20 protein-coding genes are annotated in these 23,697 nt (G+C 44.4%); 7 read left to right on the top strand and 13 right to left on the bottom strand.

Annotation, left to right across the window (positions count from 1 at the left end):
* Positions 1–70: 70 nt before the first annotated feature.
* Both AB6C75_RS07310 and nagZ read right to left on the bottom strand, forming a co-directional pair.
* Positions 71–1,144 carry a 3-deoxy-7-phosphoheptulonate synthase gene (locus AB6C75_RS07310; protein ID WP_017059354.1) on the bottom strand — a complete coding sequence of 358 codons (1,074 nt, stop codon included), beginning with the start codon at positions 1,142–1,144 and terminating at the stop codon, positions 71–73.
* Between the two features lie 246 nt (positions 1,145–1,390).
* Positions 1,391–2,380 (bottom strand): beta-N-acetylhexosaminidase, encoded by a 990-nt coding sequence (gene nagZ / locus AB6C75_RS07315; RefSeq protein ID WP_372107483.1) that lies wholly within the window; start codon positions 2,378–2,380, stop codon positions 1,391–1,393.
* A gap of 121 nt (positions 2,381–2,501) precedes the next feature.
* Here nagZ and AB6C75_RS07320 point away from each other — a divergent pair, with 121 nt between their 5' ends.
* Positions 2,502–3,617, top strand: a complete 1,116-nt coding sequence (locus AB6C75_RS07320; RefSeq protein WP_372107484.1) for an anhydro-N-acetylmuramic acid kinase — start codon at positions 2,502–2,504, stop codon at positions 3,615–3,617.
* Between the two features lie 97 nt (positions 3,618–3,714).
* Positions 3,715–4,635: an N-acetylmuramic acid 6-phosphate etherase gene (gene murQ / locus AB6C75_RS07325; protein ID WP_017077730.1), complete on the top strand. Its 921-nt coding sequence runs from the start codon at positions 3,715–3,717 to the stop codon at positions 4,633–4,635.
* Positions 4,636–4,744: 109 nt separating this feature from the next.
* Here the strand turns inward: murQ and AB6C75_RS07330 are convergent, their stop codons facing one another.
* On the bottom strand, positions 4,745–5,095 hold the full coding sequence (locus tag AB6C75_RS07330; RefSeq protein ID WP_372107485.1) for a DUF2799 domain-containing protein: 351 nt from the start codon (positions 5,093–5,095) through the stop codon (positions 4,745–4,747).
* Positions 5,096–5,347: 252 nt separating this feature from the next.
* Between AB6C75_RS07330 and AB6C75_RS07335 the strand changes: the two genes are divergently transcribed.
* The 3 genes from AB6C75_RS07335 (at position 5,348) to btsR (ending at position 9,647) form a co-directional block, all read left to right on the top strand.
* Positions 5,348–6,838, top strand: a complete 1,491-nt coding sequence (locus AB6C75_RS07335; protein WP_017077728.1) for a carbon starvation protein A — start codon at positions 5,348–5,350, stop codon at positions 6,836–6,838.
* Positions 6,839–7,140: 302 nt separating this feature from the next.
* Positions 7,141–8,811, top strand: a complete 1,671-nt coding sequence (locus AB6C75_RS07340; RefSeq protein WP_372107486.1) for a LytS/YhcK type 5TM receptor domain-containing protein — start codon at positions 7,141–7,143, stop codon at positions 8,809–8,811.
* Between the two features lie 104 nt (positions 8,812–8,915).
* Positions 8,916–9,647, top strand: a complete 732-nt coding sequence (gene btsR / locus AB6C75_RS07345) for a two-component system response regulator BtsR (protein WP_065680301.1) — start codon at positions 8,916–8,918, stop codon at positions 9,645–9,647.
* 138 nt (positions 9,648–9,785) lie between these two features.
* Here the strand turns inward: btsR and ispH are convergent, their stop codons facing one another.
* The 6 genes from ispH to murJ form a co-directional block, all read right to left on the bottom strand.
* Positions 9,786–10,742, bottom strand: a complete 957-nt coding sequence (ispH, locus tag AB6C75_RS07350) for a 4-hydroxy-3-methylbut-2-enyl diphosphate reductase (protein WP_012603278.1) — start codon at positions 10,740–10,742, stop codon at positions 9,786–9,788.
* Positions 10,743–10,917: 175 nt separating this feature from the next.
* Entirely contained in the window at positions 10,918–11,349 is a 432-nt protein-coding gene (fkpB, locus tag AB6C75_RS07355) for an FKBP-type peptidyl-prolyl cis-trans isomerase (RefSeq protein WP_372107487.1), read from the bottom strand.
* Between the two features lie 194 nt (positions 11,350–11,543).
* A complete protein-coding gene (gene lspA, locus AB6C75_RS07360; protein WP_372107488.1) occupies positions 11,544–12,044 on the bottom strand; it encodes a signal peptidase II in 501 nt (166 codons plus the stop codon).
* A 158-nt stretch (positions 12,045–12,202) separates the two neighbouring features.
* Positions 12,203–15,061 (bottom strand): isoleucine--tRNA ligase, encoded by a 2,859-nt coding sequence (ileS, locus tag AB6C75_RS07365; protein ID WP_372107489.1) that lies wholly within the window; start codon positions 15,059–15,061, stop codon positions 12,203–12,205.
* Positions 15,062–15,124: 63 nt separating this feature from the next.
* Positions 15,125–16,060 carry a bifunctional riboflavin kinase/FAD synthetase gene (gene ribF / locus AB6C75_RS07370; protein ID WP_371703602.1) on the bottom strand — a complete coding sequence of 312 codons (936 nt, stop codon included), beginning with the start codon at positions 16,058–16,060 and terminating at the stop codon, positions 15,125–15,127.
* Between the two features lie 70 nt (positions 16,061–16,130).
* Positions 16,131–17,693: a murein biosynthesis integral membrane protein MurJ gene (gene murJ, locus AB6C75_RS07375; RefSeq protein WP_009848488.1), complete on the bottom strand. Its 1,563-nt coding sequence runs from the start codon at positions 17,691–17,693 to the stop codon at positions 16,131–16,133.
* Positions 17,694–17,943: 250 nt separating this feature from the next.
* On the opposite strand from murJ, the gene rpsT reads away from it, so the two are divergent.
* Positions 17,944–18,204 carry a 30S ribosomal protein S20 gene (rpsT, locus tag AB6C75_RS07380; protein ID WP_012603273.1) on the top strand — a complete coding sequence of 87 codons (261 nt, stop codon included), beginning with the start codon at positions 17,944–17,946 and terminating at the stop codon, positions 18,202–18,204.
* Positions 18,205–18,424: 220 nt separating this feature from the next.
* Here rpsT and AB6C75_RS07385 read toward each other — a convergent pair whose 3' ends face one another.
* Entirely contained in the window at positions 18,425–18,718 is a 294-nt protein-coding gene (locus AB6C75_RS07385) for a metalloregulator ArsR/SmtB family transcription factor (protein WP_009848443.1), read from the bottom strand.
* A 100-nt stretch (positions 18,719–18,818) separates the two neighbouring features.
* A complete protein-coding gene (nhaR, locus tag AB6C75_RS07390; protein ID WP_009848442.1) occupies positions 18,819–19,709 on the bottom strand; it encodes a transcriptional activator NhaR in 891 nt (296 codons plus the stop codon).
* A 389-nt stretch (positions 19,710–20,098) separates the two neighbouring features.
* On the opposite strand from nhaR, the gene AB6C75_RS07395 reads away from it, so the two are divergent.
* A complete protein-coding gene (locus AB6C75_RS07395) occupies positions 20,099–21,244 on the top strand; it encodes a Na/Pi symporter (RefSeq protein ID WP_017102996.1) in 1,146 nt (381 codons plus the stop codon).
* Positions 21,245–21,545: 301 nt separating this feature from the next.
* Here the strand turns inward: AB6C75_RS07395 and AB6C75_RS07400 are convergent, their stop codons facing one another.
* Both AB6C75_RS07400 and AB6C75_RS07405 read right to left on the bottom strand, forming a co-directional pair.
* Entirely contained in the window at positions 21,546–22,022 is a 477-nt protein-coding gene (locus AB6C75_RS07400) for a hypothetical protein (protein WP_372099549.1), read from the bottom strand.
* A gap of 217 nt (positions 22,023–22,239) precedes the next feature.
* Positions 22,240–23,640 carry a winged helix-turn-helix domain-containing protein gene (locus AB6C75_RS07405; RefSeq protein ID WP_372107490.1) on the bottom strand — a complete coding sequence of 467 codons (1,401 nt, stop codon included), beginning with the start codon at positions 23,638–23,640 and terminating at the stop codon, positions 22,240–22,242.
* Between the last annotated feature and the right edge of the window lie 57 nt (positions 23,641–23,697).

The raw sequence follows: 23,697 nt of genomic DNA on the forward strand, positions 1-23,697 counted from the left end.
CTGATGCAGGTTCGTTAGCAACAGATCTTAAAATGCCCCATTAGATGAGGCACTTAAATTTAAACTCTGACTAACCTTTCAGGCGGTTCTCTAAAAACGGGACTAATTCCGTATGTGCATGTTTCAATAGTGCCTCAGTTGAATCCCAATTGATACACGCGTCGGTAATAGATACACCGTATTTCATCTCATTGAGAGGTATATCTGAAGATTGGTTTCCTTCGTTAATATGGCTCTCAATCATCAAGCCGATAATCGACTTATTACCTTCACGAATCTGATGGATGACATCTTCAGCCACTAGCGGTTGACGACGGAAATCTTTACGAGAGTTCGCATGACTACAGTCGACCATCAGCGCCGCTTCTAAGCCTGACTTGCCAAGCTCTTGTTCACATTCGTGTACTGATACTGAATCGTAGTTCGTTTGCTTACCGCCACGTAAAATAACGTGACCATTCGGGTTGCCTTGAGTCGTAAGTAATGCAACTTGACCTTCGCGGCTGATACCCATGAAGCGGTGGCTAGAAGAAGCTGCCTGCATCGCATTGATTGCAGTACCTAGGTTGCCATCGGTACCGTTTTTGAAACCGATTGGCATTGAAAGGCCACTTGCCATCTCACGGTGAGTTTGTGACTCAGTCGTACGAGCGCCGATTGCTGCCCAGCTGAATGTATCTGCTAGGTATTGCGGGCTGATTGGATCTAGCGCTTCTGTCGCTAGTGGGATTTCCATCTCAGCGAGTTCAACAAGTAACTCACGACCAACATGCAGACCATGCTCAATATCGAACGTACCATCTAGATGTGGGTCATTGATCAAGCCTTTCCAACCAACAGTAGTACGAGGCTTCTCAAAGTAAACACGCATTACAATATACAGTTGGTCGCTAAGCTGCTCAGATAAAGCTTTTAAGCGTTTCGCGTATTCTTTCGCAGCTTCAATATCATGGATAGAACATGGGCCACATACTACAAGCATGCGATGATCTTTCTTATGAATAATGTTTGCTATAGTTTGACGAGACTCTTGAATGAAACGACGAGCATTATCACTCAAAGGCAGTTTTGCTTTTAACTCCTCAGGAGTAATCAGTACCTGTTCGTCGATGATATTGACATTGCTTAATTCACTTTTCTGCATAACTCAACCTGTATATTTATTTTTACACCCAACATTTACATTTGGGCTGATAATCTTTAAAAACACAATAACAGCTACAAAAACGATTGCAAGTGTAAACAATAAAAAACATTTACTGTAAATTAAAACTTACACACCTTCTTTAATTCACTCTGATACACAAACCAGCTTAAACTGCACCTCACACATACAAAAAAGGCGATATTTCTCATATCGCCTTCTTCAAACTTATAGAGTGTTTATTTATCACCCAGCGTTTAACATTCGCTTAATTTGCTCTGAGGCCTCTTTCCATCGACTATCCGAGTGAAGCGTCGATAAATCAAAGCTGTGCTTTTTAAGCAATGAGTTGGCTAAAGGCACCTCTTGAATCGCTAAATGATCAAGAGCCTCAATTTGTGCATCTCGCTTATTACACATCAGCACCATGTCACAGCCAGCATTCAAAGCTGCTTTCGCTCTGTCTGCTGGTCCGCCCATAATGGCCGCGCCTTCCATCGTTAAGTCGTCAGAAAAAACTAAGCCTTTGAATCCAAGCTGCTGCTTCAATACTTTCTGCAGCCAATACAGTGAACCGCTCGCTGGTTGATCATCATAGTGAGAGAAAACCACGTGTGCTGGCATCATCGCATCCAATATTCCGGCTTCAATTTGCGCCTTGAAAATGGCCATGTCTGTTTCAAAGATATCATCTCTAGGATCGTAAGGCGTTTCTAAGTGCGAATCAGCAATTACACCGCCGTGTCCTGGGAAGTGCTTCCCTGTTGTCGCCATTCCAACCGATTTCATGCCTTTAATAAAAGCACTGCTGTGGCGAACGATGGTATCAATATCTTCACCAAACGCTCGGCTACCAATCGCTTTACAGTCGTGACCTTTGTCTAATACCGGCGCAAAGCTCAGATCGATATCATGGGCAATCAATTCCGCCGCCATCAACCAACCGGCTTGTTCTGCTAACTGCTCACCATTATTCTTAGTCGCGAATTCTTGAGCGGCAGGGATAATTGAAAAGCCATCGCGAAAGCGCTGAACTCGGCCGCCTTCTTGGTCAACGCCAATCAAAATAGGACGTTTCGCTACCTTGCGGATCTCTTTGTTTAACGCCGAAAGCTGTTTGCTATCGTGGTAGTTTCGAGCAAATAAGATGAGACCACCAACAGTTGGATGCTCTAAAATTTCTCTGTCTTCAGCTGTTAGCTCATAGCCCGCAACATCTACCCACAACGGTCCCATATTTATCCCTTATTAAACCTAATTTCATAAACTTCCCGAGATTATTCTCTTTAAATTTGCTTTACAATGTTTTTAAACCAATCTGTGGAAGACTTTAAGAATGCAGGGCAAGAGCTTAGGAATGGATCATAAAGAACTGTATATCGGTGTGATGTCGGGGACGAGTATGGACGGTGTTGATACGGCCTTAGTTTCGATTGAAAACACTGGTATCACATTGCTCGCTCATGATGAATTTCCTATGCCTGATGATATCAAAGCGCGTCTGCTTGAAGTTTGTATTGGTCAGAAAACGGATTTGATTGCTATTGGTGAACTAGACCACCAGCTTGGTCATCTATTTGCTGATGCGGTTCTGCAACTTCTCGACAAATCAGGTACACCAGCATCCTCTGTGACTGCGATAGGTAATCATGGCCAAACGGTATTCCACCAGCCAACGGGTGATTCGCCATTTACCATGCAGTTGGGTGATGCCAATATCATTGCCGCTAAAACACAGATTCAAACAGTCGCCGATTTCAGACGCAAAGACATGGCGCTTGGCGGGCAAGGTGCACCATTAGTACCGGCTTTCCACCACACTATTTTTCACCCGCAAGACAGCTCAGTTGTGGTTTTGAATATTGGTGGTATCTCGAATATTTCAGTGCTGCGCCCGAATCAGCCTACTCTTGGTTATGATACTGGCCCGGGCAATATGTTGATGGACGCTTGGGTAGATAAACACATCGGTGAGAAGTTTGACCGTGATGCGCAATTCGCACTTAAAGGCCAACTAAATCAAGCCTTACTCGAACAGCTGTTGAACGAATCTTATCTATCTCAAATGCCACCGAAAAGCACTGGCAGAGAGCTGTTTAATCTACCGTGGCTAGAGCAACAATTAACAGAATTTAAAGACCTTGCAGCAGAAGATGTTCAGCGCACACTTTGTGAATACACCGCATTGACGATAGCGAATGAAGTGGAGATTTATCGCTTGGGTGACCAACCTGCACTCTATGTGTGTGGCGGTGGTACGAGAAATCCATTGTTGATGAAGAGACTGTCTGAACTGCTTCCTAGCTGGGAGGTTGAGTCGACCACCAGTAAAGGCGTTGATGCCGATTATATGGAAGCCATGGCCTTTGCGTGGCTCGCTCAACGTCATGTTCATCAACTGCCAAGCAATTTACCAGAAGTAACTGGCGCAAGTAGACCTGCCTCTCTAGGCGTTCTATATCGTGCCGATTAACTTGTTAGCCGTGCTAACTTAGTAACAATACTGACTTCGTGGTGCTGTCTAAACAATTTTAGAACCATCATTTTAGAATTATCATTTAAGGATCATTATGAGTAACGACGCTCTCATATCAGCACTCTCGCACCTCGTTTCGGAGGGGAGAAACCCTGACACTATGGATATTGATCTGCTCACCTCTCTCGAAGTGGTTGAAAAGATTAACCAACAAGATAAACAAGTGCCTTTAGCGATCGAAGCGGAACTGCCACAGATCGCGAAAGCGGTTGATAAGATCGCTCATGCCTTTCAAAACGGTGGCCGACTGATTTATATGGGTGCAGGTACCAGTGGTCGACTAGGTGTGTTAGATGCCTCAGAATGCCCACCGACTTTTGGCGTTTCAGACAAGATGGTTATCGGTCTCATCGCTGGCGGGCCCGAAGCGATTTTAAAAGCCAAAGAAGGCGCTGAAGACTCGCTGACTCTCGGTATTGAAGATCTGAATGCAATTCAGTTTTCAGAAAATGATGTCGTGGTAGGCATCGCGGCTAGTGGCCGCACACCTTACGTAATTGGTGCACTCAACTACGCCAATCAGATTGGTGCGGTGACGGTTGCGCTGTCTTGTAACCCTGGCTCTCCGATTGCTGAGATTGCTCAAATCGCGATAAGCCCAGTGGTTGGCCCAGAAGCCTTAACCGGTTCCACACGCCTCAAATCAGGTACCGCGCAAAAATTGGTGCTCAACATGCTGACCACTGCCAGCATGATTCGTATTGGTAAGAGCTACCAGAACTTGATGGTCGACGTAAAAGCGACCAATGAAAAATTGGTTGCCCGCGCAGCTCGTATCGTAATCCAAGCAACGGAGTGTGACAAAGCCCTTGCAGTTTCGACACTTAAAACCACCGATTATGATGTGAAGCTATCTATTTTGATGATTCTAACAGGGCTAGATTTAGAACTGGCCAAGGCTCAACTTGATCAACAAAATGGCTTCTTGAGAAAAGCAGTCGAGAATAATCAGTAATCTTAATTTGGTTTGTGGCTTCTCATTTAGACAGCTACTTTAACGACATACAAAAAGACCAGTACACATACGGCACTGGTCTTTTTAATTTCTAATCGCTAGCTTGAGCTTAGTAGTAGTTAGAAAACTCATCCCAGCCGCGCTGCCATTCCATACGGAAACGTTGAGCGTCTTCCGTACCTGAACAAACGCCTTCATAAACCTGGCCAGATAAGCCAATTTGATAAGCATGGTTTGGGTTGCAGTATTCAGCAACACCTAGATAGTATCCTTTGCTGTAGCTTGATTGATCTACCGTTCCAAGCTTAGTCATCTCTTGGTAAGAACGTTGAGTGTTACCTTTGATACCGTCACGATAGCCAATCTCTTGCCAATTGCCTTCGGCCGCTAAATCTTGAACATTGGCGCTGCATCCTGCAAGGCTAAATGCCACGGCGAATAGTGCTATTATTTTTTTCATTTCAATCCTTTATATTGTTACTTCACCACTTCCTGACGAAGCGCTGCCTTTGTGGCGATTCTCCGCTGAACACGTACTGATGTCCACTCATTGTATGTTGTTGCCCTCTTAAGCAAGAGAACAAACCGCTCAATCAGTTATAACACCACTTAATTAGCTATTCGACCACTCACTCTGATAGCGGAAGTTTCTTCTCATACACTCCTTTAATATACACCCTGACTTAATTAATACATTCAGGGATAACAAATTATGATGTGGTTTCTTACCTGTGTTGCAGCACTCATTGGTGGCTACTTTATTTACGGTGCCTTTATCGAGAAGATTTTCGGTATCAATGAAAAGCGTCAAACACCCGCTCACACCAAGCAAGACGGCGTGGACTTCGTTCCAATGTCGACGCCAAAGGTTTACCTAGTTCAACTGCTTAACATTGCAGGTGTAGGTCCAATCTTCGGCCCTATCATGGGTGCCCTTTACGGCCCAGCAGCAATGCTTTGGATCGTGCTAGGTTGTATCTTCGCAGGTGCCGTACACGACTACTTCTCAGGTATGTTATCTATCCGCAATGGTGGTGCTTCGGTTCCAACTATCACTGGACGTTACCTAGGCAATGGCGCAAAACACTTTATGAACATCTTTGCCATTGTTCTACTGCTTCTTGTTGGTGTGGTATTCGTTTCTGCTCCAGCAGGCATGATCACTAACCTAGTGAACGACCAAACTGATTTCGTAATGTCGACGAGCACCATGGTTGTCATCATCTTTGCTTACTACATCATCGCAACAATTGTCCCTGTCGATAAAATCATTGGTCGCTTCTACCCACTGTTCGGTGCACTGCTTATCTTTATGTCTGTTGGCCTAATCACTGCGATTGGTCTATCTGACGAGCACCAAATCATGGGTGGCTTCGAGATGAAAGACATGTTCACCAACATGAACCCTAACGATCTACCGCTTTGGCCTGCTCTATTTATTACCATCGCTTGTGGTGCTATCTCTGGCTTCCACGCAACTCAGTCTCCACTAATGGCGCGTTGCATGGAAAACGAGAAAAATGGTCGCTTCGTATTCTACGGTGCAATGATTGGTGAAGGCATCATCGCTCTAATCTGGTGTGCGCTTGCTCTGTCATTCTTCGGTTCAGTTGAGTCTTTGTCTGACGCGATTGCAAACGGCGGCCCTGGTAACGTGGTATACAGCGCTTCATTTGGCCTACTGGGTGTATTTGGCGGTATCCTTGCTTTCCTTGGCGTGGTTATCCTACCTATCACTTCTGGTGATACAGCGTTCCGTTCAAGCCGTCTTATCCTTGCTGAATACTTCAACATGGAACAGAAGACACTGCGTAACCGCCTACTGATGGCTTTACCACTGTTCGTTATCGGTGGCATCCTGACTCAAGTAGACTTCGGCATCATCTGGCGCTACTTCGGTTTTGCTAACCAATCAACAGCAGTCATGATGCTATGGACAGCTTCGGCTTACCTACTTCGTCACAATAAACTGCACTGGGTAACAACGGTTCCAGCTGTGTTCATGACATCTGTATGTATCACATTCATCCTGAACAACAGCCAGCTGGGCTTCGGTCTACCAATGCAGCTTTCAACCATCATCGGCGTGGTGAGTGCATTCGGAATTGCGGCTTACGTTATCAAAATTTCAAAAGGCAAAGGCGATATCGACCTTGCTGATGAAGAAGAAAAAGAAGCAAAAGGCGTCACCAAAACCGCCTAGTTCTTTCAGACTCTTGATAACAAGAGACACGTCTTCATAGAGAGACAAAAGAACAAGCCAAACACACTTCGCTTGCTCCCGTAATCACCCAGTGATTCGTGGAAATTAAGACTAAAGCCCGTCCTCTGTGATGGGCTTTACTGTATCTCAGCATTGGTACATCAACATACATTTGTACATCAATATTGGTATCTCCGCCTGACAAGCAATCGCAACTCGATATAACCAATGAAAACACAAGCAAAGCTACCGTTACCACGCAATGAGCTTTACACTTAACCAGCGTCTCAATAGGTGAAAATATGGAACTCATTCTCTCTCTGCTGCAACAAACCTGTGTCTACTTAGTGATTGCTTACATGCTCAGCAAGACTCCACTGATTCTCCCTTTGTTGAGCATCTCCTCACGCTTAAGTCATAAGATAAGCTGCTACGTTCTGTTTTCCCTGTTCTGTATTATGGGCACCTATTTTGGGCTGCAGATTAATGACGCCATCGCCAATACACGCGCGATGGGTGCGGTAATGGGTGGTCTGTTTGGCGGCCCTGTCGTTGGCTTTGCGGTCGGTTTTACTGGCGGAATCCATCGTTACTCTTTGGGTGGATTCACCGATCTAGCTTGCGCGATTTCAACAACAGCAGAAGGCTTGATTGGCGGCCTATTGCACGTTTACTTGGTTAGAAAGAACAAAGCCAGCCAACTGTTTAATCCATTGGTGGTTTTCTCGGTAACCCTGTTTGCAGAGATTATTCAGATGCTAATTCTGTTAGCGGTCGCGAAACCATTCGAGCAGTCTTATGCTCTGGTTTCTGATATTGCCGCGCCAATGATCATTGCTAACTCGGTCGGTGCGGCGCTGTTCATGAGCATCATCCAAGATCGGAAAACCATCTTCGAGAAGTATTCGGCAACTTTCTCACGCCGCGCATTAACCATCGCCGAGCGTTCAGTGGGTATTTTGCATGGAGGATTCAATTCGGATAATGCGCAAAAAATCGTGCGGATCATTTACGAAGAGACCAACGTTGGTGCGGTGGCGATCACTGACCGAGAAAAAATCCTCGCATTCATCGGCATTGGTGATGAACATCATATTCCGAATACCCCTATTTCATCGCAGAGCACGCTCACTTCGATGGAACAGAACGACATCATCTACCTTGACGGCAAAGAGAATCCATACCAATGCTCCCTTTCGCAAGATTGTAAGTTAGGCTCAGCGCTAATTATCCCGTTAAGAGCAGGAAACGAAGTCATCGGAACCATCAAACTGTATGAGCCAAAGCTAAAGCTGTTCTCGACCATCAATATGTCGATGGGCGAAGGTATTGCTCAGCTATTGTCGAGCCAGATATTGTTTAGTAATTATCAGCAACAGCAAACGCTGCTCACCCAAGCGGAAATCAAACTGCTGCATGCACAGGTGAATCCTCACTTCCTGTTTAATGCACTCAACACCATCAGTGCCGTTACACGCCGTGACCCTGACAAAGCACGAGAGCTTATTCAGCATCTGTCTCACTTCTTTAGAAGTAACCTGAAGCAGAACATCAATACAGTGAAACTCAAAGACGAGCTGGCACACGTCAATGCATACCTAACTATCGAGAAGGCGCGTTTTACCGACCGATTAGAAGTGGAATGGGATATCGCCCCACAACTGTACGAGTCGCAACTACCGAGCTTTACCCTACAACCGCTAGTAGAAAACGCCATCAAACATGGGATTTCTAACATGCTGGAAGGCGGCAAAGTGAAGATCTATAGCGAGGCTTTCGTGGGTGGATTCAAGTTAATCGTTGAAGACAATGCTGGTAATTATCAGAAGCCATCCCAAGATCACGTTGGATTAGGCATGGAGATTGTTGATAAACGACTCACTAATTTCTTTGGACAAGATTCAGCACTAAAAATAGAATCTCAACCACAGCAATTTACTCGAATGAGCTTTATCATACCTATACTGAAATAAAGGTATTTTCGGAGACGAATCACTCCGAGTTGAAACATTTAGAAGCAGACATTTTAAAAAAAGCGTGAAACAAGCAGGGATAGAACCAAAATGAAGATTGTAGGATGTTAAAGGCATTAGTTGTCGATGATGAGCTTTTTGCTCGCGAAGAGCTGATTGAACTACTCACTGAAACCGGACAAGTAGAAATCATCGGCCAAGCAAGTAACGCGATCGAAGGACTGAAACAGATCAATCTGCTCAAGCCTGATGTGGTGTATTTGGATATCCAAATGCCGCAGGTTACCGGAATTGAACTGTTAAGCATGCTTGATCCAGACACCATGCCCTACGTGGTATTCGTCACCGCCTACGACCAATATGCGATTCAAGCATTTGAAGACAATGCCTTTGACTACCTACTCAAGCCAGTTGAACCTTGTCGATTAAATAAGAGTGTTTGCCGTCTGAATAAGGTCATCAAGCAGAACCAGAAAGCGCCAGAACAAGATATATCTGCTATCGCTCCCTGCCACTTAGAGCAGATCCCGTGTATCGGCCACAACCGCATTGTGATCATGGCGAGCCAAACGGTCGAGTGCGCCTATTCAGATATCAGCGGTGTGCATGTTCGTAGCTCATCACAAACCGCCACTTCACAGTTAACCCTGAAGATCCTAGAAGAAAAGACCGATTTGATCCGCTGTCATCGCCAGTATTTGATCAACATAAAATCGATCCAAGAGATCAAACTGTTAGAGAATGGATTAGCCGAGATCATCACACTGACTGGCTTTGAAGTGCCTGTCAGTCGTCGTTACTTAAAGGCTTTAAAAGAGCAGCTCGGTCTCCAGTAACCCCATAAATTTCGACTCTTTTTCCAAAGCACGATCAAAAAAGCCAACGCATCAACGTTGGCTTCCTGCTGTTTACAAATCAATAGTGTTTGCAAATCGATAGAGTTACGAATCGATCTTGTCACGAATCAATAGAGATCAGTCGACTTGCTTAATCTGCAGCTCTTTCGGTACTTCGAAGAACATGTTCTCTTCACGACCTTGAATCTCTTCAACTTCGGTTGCACCTAGCTCACGAATACGATCTAAGATTTGGTTTACTAGCTCTTCAGGTGCTGAAGCACCCGCTGTCACACCAATTTTCTTTTTCCCTTCAACCCATTCTGTTTGAATGTCTTCAGGACAATCGGTTAGATAACCTGGCGTGCCTAACTTCTCAGCTAGCTCTTTTAAACGGGTAGAGTTCGATGAGTTCTTAGAACCGACAACAATCACGACATCAACATCACCGGCCATCTCGCGAATTGCGTCTTGACGGTTTTGTGTTGCGTAGCAGATATCGTCTTTACGTGGCCCTTGGATCTCAGGGAACACGCGACGTAACTCTTCAATCACATCCGCCGTCTCATCAACTGACAGCGTTGTTTGGCTGACGTAATGTAAGTTACTCGGGTCGTTCACGACTAAGTTCTGTACATCTTCTGGTCTTTCAACCAAGTACATACCGCCAGTTTGGCTAGCGTACTGACCCATAGTGCCTTCAACCTCAGGATGACCAGCGTGACCAATCAATACCACTTCCATATGTTTGCGGCTCGCTCGAGCAACCTCCATATGAACTTTAGTCACCAACGGGCAAGTCGCATCAAAAACGGTAAGTTCGCGCTCTTTCGCTTCTTTACGAACCGCTTGAGAGACACCGTGAGCCGAGAAGATCACGATGTTATCGTCAGGTACTTCACTTAACTCTTCGACAAAAATAGCACCACGCTGCTTGAGCCCCTCAACAACAAAGCGGTTGTGCACCACTTCATGGCGAACATAGATCGGTGGCTGATACATTTCTAGTGCGCGCTCTACGATGCTGATCGCACGATCGACACCGGCACAAAAGCCACGAGGGTTAGCTAACATTATTTTCATTTCATTGCTCATCATTTACCGCGGTACTAAGGTTGTTTCTATAGAGTTCGCTGTCAGCGAGGTTCGCATTCTACAGTGAAGCGCCTAGACAGTGAAGCTCTGGGTTGCATCACACCTGTAAGGCGATATTATTCTACTGTTAAGATAGTGATTAACCGCTAAGATAGCTACTCCACCGTTAAGACAGTTAGTCCACAGCTAAGATGTTAACGTCAAACGTAACGTCTTGGCCTGCTAATGGATGATTAAAATCAACCGTCACTGAATCACCCGCGATCTCAGTGATAATACCTGGAATTTCCATACCATCAGGACCAGAGAAAGCCATAATAGTGCCAACCTCGACTTCAGAATCGCCAACAAACTTAGCACGATCCATATGATGAATATGATCTGGATTTGGCATACCAAACGCGTCTTCCGCCTTCAATTCGATAGACTTTTCAGTCCCCGTTTCAAGGCCGATCAGGCACAGTTCAAAGTTCTCACTTAGGCTGCCATCACCCATCACGAACTTTGCAGGCTTACCCATATTTTCGGTGCTATCGGCAACTGAACCATCCTTCATTTTAATCGTAAAATGTAGAGTTACTGCTGAATCATTTTTAATTTCTGCCACGTTACTTTCCTTAGATTTCTTTATTATTTGAGAATGCATTTTGCTTTGCTCTCATATTAATTGCAGCATAAAAAAAAGCGCCGTCGGAATCAACCGACAGCGCTTAGGGCTATTCTATTCTGTGAGTCATAGGCTGACTTTAGGACAATCTATTACAAAGCGATTTGCTTGATACTCATTAATGTCTGAGTAGTCTATTGGCTTTCATTTTTCTTACGGAAACCATCTAAGATGATCATCGCGGCGCCGATACAGATTCCCATATCCGCTAGGTTAAATGCAGGCCAGTGGTAAGTACCCCAATAGAAGTCTAAGTAATCGACGACAAAGCCATGTACAACACGGTCGAACACGTTACCAACAGCGCCACCAATGATGATCGCATAAGCAATGTTGTTCCACTTATCTGTTGCTGGTAGCTTGCTCATCCAGTACGTCAGCATCCCCGTTACTGTAAATGCGATACCAGTAAATAACCAGCGCTGCCAACCACTTTGATCACTCAAGAAGCTAAATGCTGCACCGTAGTTATGCACGTATAAAAAGTTAAAGAATGGCAACACCTCAATACGGTTTGCCCAGCCATAACCCATGTTGTCCATAACAAAGAGTTTGATACCGATATCAGCAAGGAAGACCAGTAGGGCCAACCATAACCAACGCACACCAGATTGTTTTAACGAAACTTCACTCATTTCTATTCCTAGTATTTACGAAGTTGGTATTCACTGTTACTCAATTTAAGTGACCTTGATTACCAAACTTGGCTAAACACATTTCCTATAATTAAAAATAACCCCAGTTGGTACTGGGGCTATGATTTTTACAAAAAGTTCAGTCTTTCTCTGAGTCGTTATGCGAACTTACGCACTTCGCCTTCACCGTCGATGTTCGACACACAACGACCACAAATTTTCTCGTGACCTTCAATTGTGCCTACATCTGGAGTGTGGTGCCAGCAACGGTCACACTTCTCAGCTTCAGTTGCTGCAACTTCAACGTATAGACCTTCAACGTCTGTCGCTTGAGCTGTATCAGACTTATCGCTAAGTGGCTTAACAACCGCAGCAGAAGTGATAAGTACGAAACGTAGCTCATCTTCTAGCTTGTTGATTTTAGCCGCTAGTGCATCGTCAGCGTATAGAGTAACTTCAGCCTGCAGAGCACCACCGATTGTTTTCTCTTTACGAGCATCTTCAAGAAGCTTGTTCACTGCACCACGAACTGACTGGATTTCAGTCCAGAATTCGTTGCTTAGCTCTTCGTCGTCAGCAAGACCAAATAGGCCTTCGAACCACTCGCCTGTGAATACAAACGTGTCGCGTTCGCCTGGCATCTCGTTCCAGATTTCATCTGCAGTGAACGACATGATAGGCGCCATCCAACGAACTAGAGCTTCTACGATGTAGTAAAGCGCCGTTTGGCAGCTACGTTGAGCATGGCTGCCCTGCTTCGCTGTGTACTGACGGTCTTTAATTACGTCTAGGTAGAAAGAACCCATTTCGATAGAACAGAACTGCATTAGACGTTGAGTTACACCATGAGTGTTGTACTCACCGTATGCTTTAACAATCTCTTCTTGTGCAGCTTGAGCACGGCCAACAGCCCAGCGATCAAGTGCTACCATTTCTTCAGCAGGCACTAGGTCAGTTTCAGGGTTGAAACCGTTCAAGTTCGCTAGGAAGAAACGAGCCGTGTTACGAATACGACGGTATGCATCAGCAGAACGCTTAAGAATCTCGTCAGAAACCGCAACTTCGTTAGTGTAATCCGTAGAAGCAACCCATAGACGTAGAATATCTGCGCCTAACTTGTTCGTTACATCTTTAGGAGCAACAACGTTACCGATAGATTTAGACATCTTACGCCCGTTACCATCAACCACGAAACCGTGCGTTAGCACTTGCTTGTATGGTGCTTCGTCTTTCATCGCGATAGATGAAATCAAAGAAGACTGGAACCAGCCACGGTGTTGGTCAGAACCTTCAAGGTAAAGATCAGCACTGTGCGTTCTTTCTTCATTCGGGAAATTGTACTCTTCACGAGAATCCACAACAGAGAAGTGCGTTACACCTGAGTCGAACCATACGTCTAGCGTATCAAGTACTTTCTCGTACTTATCAGCGTCTTCAGCACCCATCAGTTCAGCAGCATCTACATCCCACCAAGCTTGAATGCCTTTTTCTTCCACAAGCTTCGCTACTTTTTCAATAAGAGCTGGGCTATCTGGATGAAGTTCTGATGTTTCTTTATGAACGAACAGAGCAATTGGCACACCCCAAGTACGTTGACGAGAGATACACCACTCAGGGCGACCTTCGATCATACCTTCGATACGGCTTTGACCCCATTCTGGCATCCATTCAACACTCTTCGTTGACTCTAGTGCTTTTGCACGTAGGCCAGCTTGATCCATAGAGATGAACCACTGCGGTGTTGCACGGAAGATGATTGGAGTTTTATGTCTCCAACAGTGTGGGTAGCTGTGCTCGTAAGCGTGGTGATGCAGTAGTGCACCTTTCTCTTTTAAAACTTCTAAAACAGAATCGTTCGCTTTGAATACATGCTGACCAGCAAATAGCTCAGTATCTGGCAGGTAAACGCCGTTTGAGCCTACTGGGTTAGCGATTTCTAGGTCGTACTTCTTACCAACCACGAAATCCTCTTGACCATGACCAGGCGCAGTGTGAACCACACCAGTACCTGAATCCGTTGTAACGTGGTCGCCAAGAACAGCAGGAACAGTAAAATCGTAGAACGGGTGGTTGAACTGAGAAAGCTCAAGATCAGCACCAGTCGCAAAACCAAGGTTATGGAAGTACTCGATACCTGTACGATCCATTACGTCTTTTGCTAGTTCAGAAGCAACAACGATACGTTGAGCTGGCTGTTCGCCATTCGCTTCAACTTGGATAAGTACGTATTCAAGATCATCACGTAAACATACTGCGCGGTTAGCAGGCAGAGTCCACGGTGTTGTCGTCCAGATAACGATAGAGATTTCGCCCTGACCCGCGTGACCTTCCGCTAGAGTAAATTTCTCTAGAAGCGCCGCTTCGTCAGCTGCTGTAAATTTCACATCGATAGATGGAGAAACTTTATCTTTATATTCAACTTCAGCTTCAGCCAAAGCAGAACCACAGTCAGTACACCAGTGAACGGGTTTGAAACCTTTAAGAAGGTGACCTTTGTCTGCGATTTTGCCTAGAGAACGAATGATGTTCGCTTCAGTGCCGAAATCCATAGTGCGGTAAGGTTTATCCCACTCGCCCATGATACCAAGACGTTTGAAGCTCTCTTTCTGACCTTCAACTTGGCCCGCAGCGTACTTACGACACTCTTCGCGGAATTCAGCAGCCGAAATCTTCTGACCAGGCTTACCTTTCTTCTTCTCAACCATTAACTCGATTGGAAGACCGTGACAGTCCCAACCTGGGATGTACGGTGCATCAAAACCAGAAAGGGTCTTAGATTTGATAATAATGTCTTTAAGAATCTTATTCAGCGCGTGGCCAATGTGAATGTCGCCGTTCGCGTATGGAGGGCCATCATGCAGCACGAAAGATTTTTTACCTTTCTTTGCCTTACGGATTTCGCCGTAAAGATCTTCTTTGTACCAACGCTTCAGCATTTCTGGTTCACGATTTGCCAGATTGCCGCGCATTGGGAACCCTGTTTCTGGTAAGTTCAGGGTATCTTTATAATCACTCATCGATTCTTAATTCCGTTATATTGGGCGAAGTTAGACATTATGTTAATCGGTGGAATCATCCGACTAATTCTTTAGCTGAAGCAGCCACACCCTTGCGGCTTCAGCATCCAATTCTATTTGATTCTTTAGTGCGTCGAACGATTCAAATTTTATCTCGTCGCGCAGTTTGTGCAAAAGTCGTACTTCTAACTGTTTACCATATAAATTGGCTTTAAAGTCAAAAAAGTGCACTTCTAATTGCTGCCTTACACCATTAACCGTTGGTCGTTGTCCAATATTAGCAACGCCACCGACAGGAACACCATCGATATCCAATGCTTCAACAACATACACTCCCGATACAGGAGAAACACAACGCTTTAATGGAATGTTAGCGGTAGGGAAACCGATAGTTCTCCCTAGTTTTCGACCATGAGACACACGACCACTAATACTGTAGTCACGGCCTAACATGGTAGCACTTGCAGCCAAATCATCGACCGCTAGTGCATTCCGTATCTCAGTGCTGCTTACCCGTAATTGATTTAAGCAATAGCTTTGGGTGCTTACCACCTCAAAACCATATTTTTCGCCCGCTTCTTTAAGCATCGCGAAATTACCTGTTCGACCTTTGCCAAAGCAAAAATCGTCACCAACCACCAAGAATTTCACACCAAGCTTATCAACCAAAAGATCCTTAATGAATGCTTCCGCAGACAAGCTTGCAAAATACTGATTGAAATTCACACACAATAAACGACTAATCTCTAGCTTGCTCAATTGCACGTACTTATCTCGTAAGCGAGTTAAACGCGCTGGCGCTCGACCTTTAGCAAACAACTCCATAGGTTGCGGTTCAAACGTCATGACAACAGAAGGGAGTCCCAGTGCTGTAGCTTGTTTAGAAACCTGACTCAGAACCTCTTGATGCCCTAAATGAACACCATCGAAGTTACCTATGGTTAATACACAGCCATGATGCTGTGCTTTAATATTGTGTATACCTCGGATCAGTTCCATTGTGATCAGCTAAAACCTGTTATTTGCATCATTTATTGTGTGAAACCGACGGATTATATACTAATCAGTATTAATCTGTCGCTGCTTTTAAATGTTTTACTCGGATACCTAAAACCAGTACCGACACAATATAAGCAAAGCCACCAAGTGCGATCAACCCTGTTAGCGTCAACGCTCTTTGGTTGAAGCTCCAATCAAGCCACAGCTGCATATTGTCTAGTTGCCATAAAATCACGCCAACCATCACAGTTCCAGATACTAATAATTTAAGGCTAAACAACAATGTAGTCTTGGTTAAACGATAAACACCCGCTATATGCAGACCACGATAAAGTAGAGTCATGTTCACGAACGCAGATAACGCCGTTGCGATTGCCAAACCAACATAACCATAGAAATAAGCGAAGATCGCGTTAAACACCATGTTAGTGACCATCGCAATGATGCCGTACTTCACAGGAGTTTTAGTATCTTGACGTGAGTAATAGCCCGGAGCCAACACTTTAATCAACATGAAGTTAAGCAAGCCTGAAGCGTATGCCACCAAAGACATGGAAGCCTGCTGTACATCGTGTGGTGAAAACTCGCCACGCATGAAGAGCACCATCAGCATCGGCTTCGCTAAAACAATAAGACCTAACATCGCAGGAATGCCTAGCAATAAAACCATGCGCACGCCCCAGTCCATTGTATGAGCAAACCCTTCCCCTTGAGCGTCTACGTGTTTACGAGATAAAGCAGGAAGAATAACCGTCGCAATAGCAATACCAAACAAACCGAGTGGGAATTCCAATAATCGATCCGAATAATATAGCCAACTGATAGAGCCGGTTGCTAGAAAGCTGGCAATGAAGGTATCGAACAACAAATTGATTTGGCTCACTGATACACCAAACAAGGCAGGGATCATTAGCGTGCGAATCTTAACTACACCGGGATCTCTCCACCCCCACTTCGGCTTAACCAACACACCCGCTTTAATCAAGAAAGGCATTTGGAAAAGGAACTGGACTAAACCACCAAGAAACACACCTATGGCCAAGCCAATTTCGGGTTGTTCTAAATTAGGAGAGATAAACCATGCTGAACCTATGATCATTACGTTCAGGAACACAGGGGTAAATGACGAAACCGCAAATTTGCCCATGGTATTGAGGATTGCACCAGATAAAGCAACAAAGGTGATAAACCATAAATAAGGAAAGGTAATCTTGAGCATAAAGCTCGCCAGCTCAAATTTTGGTGCTGCTGGGCCATCATTTAACCAATCGATAAACCAACCTGCGCCAAACATCGCAGTGATGACACCCGAGCCCAACACCCCGATAACGGTAACGATAGAAACTAGTACCCCGAGCGTGCCCGACACTTTGGCAATTAAATCTCGAGTCTTATCTTTATCACCTGCAGCGTGATATTCCGTTAATACAGGAACAAACGCTTGAGAAAAGGCACCTTCTGCGAAAAGTCGACGTAAGAAATTTGGGATTTTATTAGCGAAGAAAAATACGTCGGCACTCGCTCCTGCTCCCATCAAATTTGCTACTACTACATCACGTACTAGCCCCAATACGCGGGAAACAAAAGTCATTGCACTGACAATCAGGCCTGACTTTAATAGTCGTTTACTCACACAAACCTCTGACACTGGTTGATTACTTTCAAGCGAGGATAAATACTATCCTGTCCTAAGAAGCATATTTATTAGCATTGGTCTAAAAATGCTGTTAGAATCCCCGCCATCTTAACCGCGATGACCTTTCCATACCAAAGTTTGTTTGGCTACGATTGGTTTTTGCACAAATCATTTGACAATTAAGCGCCTATGAGGGATAGTCCTCGCCCTTAAATTGTCACCGAACTAAGTTTTTGGGAGTTAGACCTTGGCAAACAGTAAATCTGCTAAGAAGCGCGCTATCCAAGCTGAGAAACGTCGCCAGCACAATGCTAGCCGTCGTTCTATGATGCGCACTTACATGAAAAAAACTATTGCAGCTATTGAAGCTGGCAATAAAGAAGCTGCAACTGCTGCTCTTGTAGAAGTTACACCTCTTCTAGACCGCATGGCGACTAAAGGCCTTATTCATAAGAATAAAGCTGCACGTCATAAGTCTCGTTTCGCTGCTGCAATCAAAGCTCTTTAATAGAAATTTGATTACAACGCAAAACGAAAAAAACCGGCCTCGGCCGGTTTTTTTATATCTAAATTTTGAGTAACACAGAGATTTTTCTTGCTGAGCGTTACTTGGTTTACTTAAAGATATGCGGTTTACTGATAGGCACTAACGTTCGACATGAAATACTGACACTTCCTTGTGTCGACCCTACCCCTGGTAAGAAATCACTTCCCCCACCAGCAATAAACTACTTGCAGTACATACCATGCAGCAGGTTAATCATCGCTTTTACTTCTTCACTGCTCAATGTGTAATACACTGTTTGAGCTTCTTTGCGAGTTTCGACCAAACCATCTCTTCTCAACCAAGCAAGATGTTGAGATAAAGCAGATTGACTCAATTCCAACTTGCCACACAACTCCCCAACCGACAGCTCAGTACCATGCAATAGGCACAGAATCTGTAAGCGACGCTCATTGGCCATGGCTTTGAGTAGAATCACAGCTTGTGCTGAATTCTTCTCCATCTCTTTTAAGTTCATAGTTTGGCTCCATACAACCTTTACGCCAAGTCCGGGTTATCAGTATTTCCGGCAGATTATGAAGTCATGATAATCGATATCAATTCATTAACAAACAAGCTCACTCGAACAATTTGCTAAAATCTGCGTCACATACATTTTTTACTGCTGGATGTTGGATCATCCTCTCAGCAAATATGACGTAGTACTCCTCTTTTAACTCCTCGATTCCCCCCAACAATTGCAATGACGTATCTTCCTCAACCTCTGACATATATAGCGTAGGCGCTAAGAAAATAGCGTCGTGGTGGTAACGAGCGAAAGCCTTCATCAATGCCGCGTCATCAAACTCACCCAAAATATCAGGCTTAAGTCCTTGTCTATCAAACCATTGCAGTACTTTACGCCCCATCGAAGTTCGACTTCCTGGGATTAACAGTTTCTTTTGTTCTAATACAGCAGGAAAGTTAACACCTTCCACATTACCTGAACTGAAAAAGCTCATACCACTCTCACCCAACTTTTTACTAAACAGGCCTGGGCTTTGGCTAGAATCCACCGGGCAGTCAGACAAAATCATATCGAGCTTATGCTGAGAAAGTTGTTCAAGTAGCATTTCATGAGTCGATTCAAAGCAGCGTAAATGAATGCTGTTATCGGGTGGGATTGTCGACATCAATATCTTGCTGACTAATCTTTTGGACAGTGCATCCGCGACGCCAACATCAAACAGAATATTGGAGTGCTGGCTATAATTCACGATATCCAGCATCTCGTAACTCAGGCCAAACATACGATCGGCATATTTAAAGACCAACTGCCCAAGCTCTGTCGGCTCAACACTGCGACCATTACGCTTAGTTAGCTTGCCGTCCATACGCTCTTCTAAGGCTTTTATCTGACCAGTTACCGTTTGTGGTGTTAGGAATAGGGCTTCTGCAGCTTTAGTAACAGAGCCTTGCTTGCAAACCATCCAGAAGTAATAAAGGTGGTTATAGTTGAGATGCGACATAAATGTGCCGTAAAAAAAGAGAAGATAACCTGTTATATCAAATATGCCCTCCCCACTCAACAAACTCGGAAAAACCACACCTAACTATCAATTACTACTTATTTTTACGAAGTGTCTAATTTCATAATGTAATATTTCAACGATTATTTTCAATTTTTCTCTAACTTTTAAGATCTATATCACCTATCAAAAACACGAACAAAAAACTTTAAAAACAACAAGTTAAACCACCACCATTTCAAGACCAAATATTTAAAGAGCAAATCATCACAAAAAAGTCTCACCTAAACCAAAATGTAATATTACTGAAATATTTGTTCTCTAACATCACGCTCAGATTAAACAAACAGACCAAACACAGACTAAAACGGTCCAATGGAGAAAACATTATGAACCAAGCTACTACTGCAGCAGCGCCTATCTCGAGCACAACTCGTTGGCTACGCTGGGCTAACTTGGCATTCATGCTTTACCTACTATTACTTTCAGTTTCAATGGTTGGTACAGGCTTCAAATGGGCAACAGGCGAGCAAGCAAAAGTTCTTTTCGAATTTGCTTCACACCCAGTTGCAGGCTTAATGATTGGTTTAGTAGCAACAGCACTTATTCAATCATCAAGTACAGTTACTTCAATTATCGTTGGCCTTGTGGCAGGTGGCTTACCTGTTGAGCTAGCAATCCCTATGATCATGGGTGCGAACATTGGTACTACGGTAACCAATACGCTAGTTAGCCTTGGTCATGTTCGTTGTAAAGATGAGTTCAAACGTGCATTCGCAAGTGCGACGATTCACGACTTCTTTAACCTATTAGCCGTTGCTATCTTCCTACCACTAGAGATGGCGTTTGGTATTCTAGAGAAAATTTCTCACTGGTTAGTATCACCGATGCTAGCAACAGGTGATATGAGCATGGGTGGTCTTAACTTCATCAAGCCAATCACTAAGCCTGTAGTAAGTGCGATTAAAGAACCACTATCAACGTTTGGCGACACTGTTGGTGGGGTTATGCTTATCGTTCTAGGTATCGCGACTATCTTCGTAGCTATCACGGTAATGGGTAAGCTAATGAAGAGCCTAATGGTTGGCCGTGCTCGTGAGATTCTAAAGAACGCAATCGGTCGTGGTCCTATCCACGGTATCGCTTCTGGCTCTATCGTGACTATCCTTGTTCAGTCTTCTTCTACAACAACAAGCTTGATGGTTCCACTAGTAGGTTCAGGTGTTCTTAAAGTACGTGACGTTTACCCATTCACTTTGGGTGCAAACATCGGTACATGTATTACGGCTCTACTTGCAGCTACAGCAGTATCTGGTGAGTTCGCAGTATTCGCACTACAGATTGCTCTAGTACACTTGGTGTTCAACATCATGGCAACGGTATTCATCTTTGGTATTCCGTTCCTACGTGAACTGCCAGTGAAAGCAGCTGACATCATTTCAGACATGGCAGTGAAAAATAAAGCTGTAGTAGCTGGTTATCTTGTTGCGGTATTCCTTGTACTGCCAGGTAGCGTGTTAGCACTGACTGCTTAATAGCAAAACAAACATCGCTTATAGCAAAGCCCGCAACCTTCTAGGTTGCGGGCTTTTTCTTTTCTGAAAGGCAGATGTGGGAAACAAAAAGAAGATTGGAGTAGCGAGTGACAAGTTGAAAGCAGATACAGGATGCGAGTGAACGAGTAACGAAAAGCCCGTTTTACTCGCATCTATATATCCCCGTCATTCCCTACAGCGAGGAACGAGCGTGATAGGGAATGACGGGGGTTTTTGATCTTAGTATCCCGAATCTCTTCTACTTGTATCTAACTCCCCTTATCTCGCATCTAAAAAACGCTTACTGACCTTGCTCATTACGCAGGTACATAATGGCAACCATGCCGAAGCCGATAAATTGCCATAGATACTGCCCGTCGCTTGCGCCTGTGATGGTTTGAGTGAAAGCCATACAAGCAGTCACAAACAGAGAAGCGAATGCCGCATAGAGTAACCACGGTCGCTCTTTACCGGCCATGAATTCACCAGCTATCACCGAGCGAAGTACCAATAAAAATGGTAAACATTGCAAAGCAATCAGAATAGGAAACATAAAATCGAACGTAGGGCTCAGTAAAACATGACCGACTTGGCTCTTATCCCAAGTGCCGACAATATAGCCTTTCCAGCCAGCCCAAGTGTCACCCGAATAAGCGGTATCGGGTGTAATGAAGCCAAGTAGCACGCCCATCACTTTATCGATAAAGCCATTTTTGAACCAAAAGACGAATAAGAAGATCTGAATTGGAATGATCTGAAAAGCAAACTTCTTCAACATGTGTATACCCCAAATAATAAATGATTTGGTGACCAGTATGTGGAAGTCGATGTTTTTACGCTTGATGCAAGGCAATCGAGCCTAAGTCCAAACAATAATCAAACATGTTGAGAAGCCTGTTGGCGCAAGGACACCTTGCGGAAATACCGTTGTCATCAGCTCTCACGAAACACCTTCGCTTGAAAGCGTATTGCGTAGTTTAGGAAAGGTTTGTTTTTTATAAAGATTCAATAAGATCAAAAAGTTGACCGTTATGCTCTTTTTTCACTTCGGTATAGCGTTGATAGTTGTATTGCGAACCTTTTGGGTTGTCCGACAGCTTGTCAGCCACGCTGAGCAGATAAAAGCTAATAGGGCTCGGTGTACTTTCAGCAGCGTAAGAGAGATAAGGGAAAGCTTGATTAGCATGTTGGTTGATTAACAATGCAAGACCCAACGTAAGGTTAGCGATATCACAACGTGGGTTCATCTCGAAAGCTTGCTTTGCCAATAGTAACGCTTGTTCACGATCTTCCTGTTCATGGCCTTGTAAGTAAGCCAGAGATTCCGAATACGACAGTAAAGCATTAACCAGATAATTATCTCGCCCTTGCTGTTGAATCGTTTCCAATTGAGTAGCGATATCCGAAAATGGCTGACCACCTTTACCTTGGTAAAAAAGAGAAATCCCCTCAGAGATAACCTTCCAATCGTCGTAGTTATTAATCGAAGTCACTCGATGGCTTACCACTCCATACTCTGCATTCATTGGCGCAATAATGGCTTTGATCTCGAGAATGACATCTCCAATGGCATCAAAGAAATTATCTTGGCTAAAGCGCTTTTCCACTTTCTGACTTTGATTGGGCTGGCGGTTGTTTTGTATCAGCACGCTCAGTATATAATTACTGCCCTTTTGCTTGAGCCAACCTTTGAGTTCGACACCATTATTGGCAAGTGATTGCTTGCCCTGTTTCGAGAGCTGAGAGAAGTGGTAACCCGATAAATTTCTCGCTGAGTTCAGCCCGTAGAATAGGTAGTTGTAGACGCTTTCCGACATCTCATAGTCGTTCGCAGAATCGAGTGTTATGTCATGGATATAAACGGGAATCACATCACTTTGAGGCGCAGAAATAACAGCTGTGTCATTGGTTGAGACATCAATTTGCCACGCCCAAGTTGCTATTAAGCCAACAGAGAATACTGCGGTTGTAATCAGGGCGATGGTTTTCTTTTTCGAATTAGCAACAAAAGGTTTAGGCTCAGATTCAGGTAGAGAGGCGTCATCAACGGAAGTTGGTTCGACACTCGGCTGAGTCACCTCAACATCGAACAGGTAACCTTGCTTAGGAATGGTCTGAATGATGCGATACGGGCGTGACTTATCCTGAAGCTGACTGCGCAGTAAGCTGATGACCTGTCTGACCAAGTTGTCAGACACTTGAGTTCGTTGCCAGACATCAGCAGCTATCTGCTGCGTACTAACCACTTGCCCGCGCTTGTCGATGAAATAGCTGAGCAGTCTTGCTTGTAGTGGCTCTAAATGAATCTCTTCACTATCAATCACCAACTGGTTTTTATCAGGGTAGAAAGAAATAGGAAAGTCGTGTTGCAATACAAAGCAATGCGAGCGAGTCATAGTAGTTCTGTGATTAGAAAAGACCACTCAAGATTATTGGTTTTACGAATAGTAAGC

Source organism: Vibrio sp. 10N.237.312.B06 (genome assembly GCF_041464685.1).
GTDB classification, from domain to species: Bacteria; Pseudomonadota; Gammaproteobacteria; order Enterobacterales; family Vibrionaceae; genus Vibrio; species Vibrio tasmaniensis_A.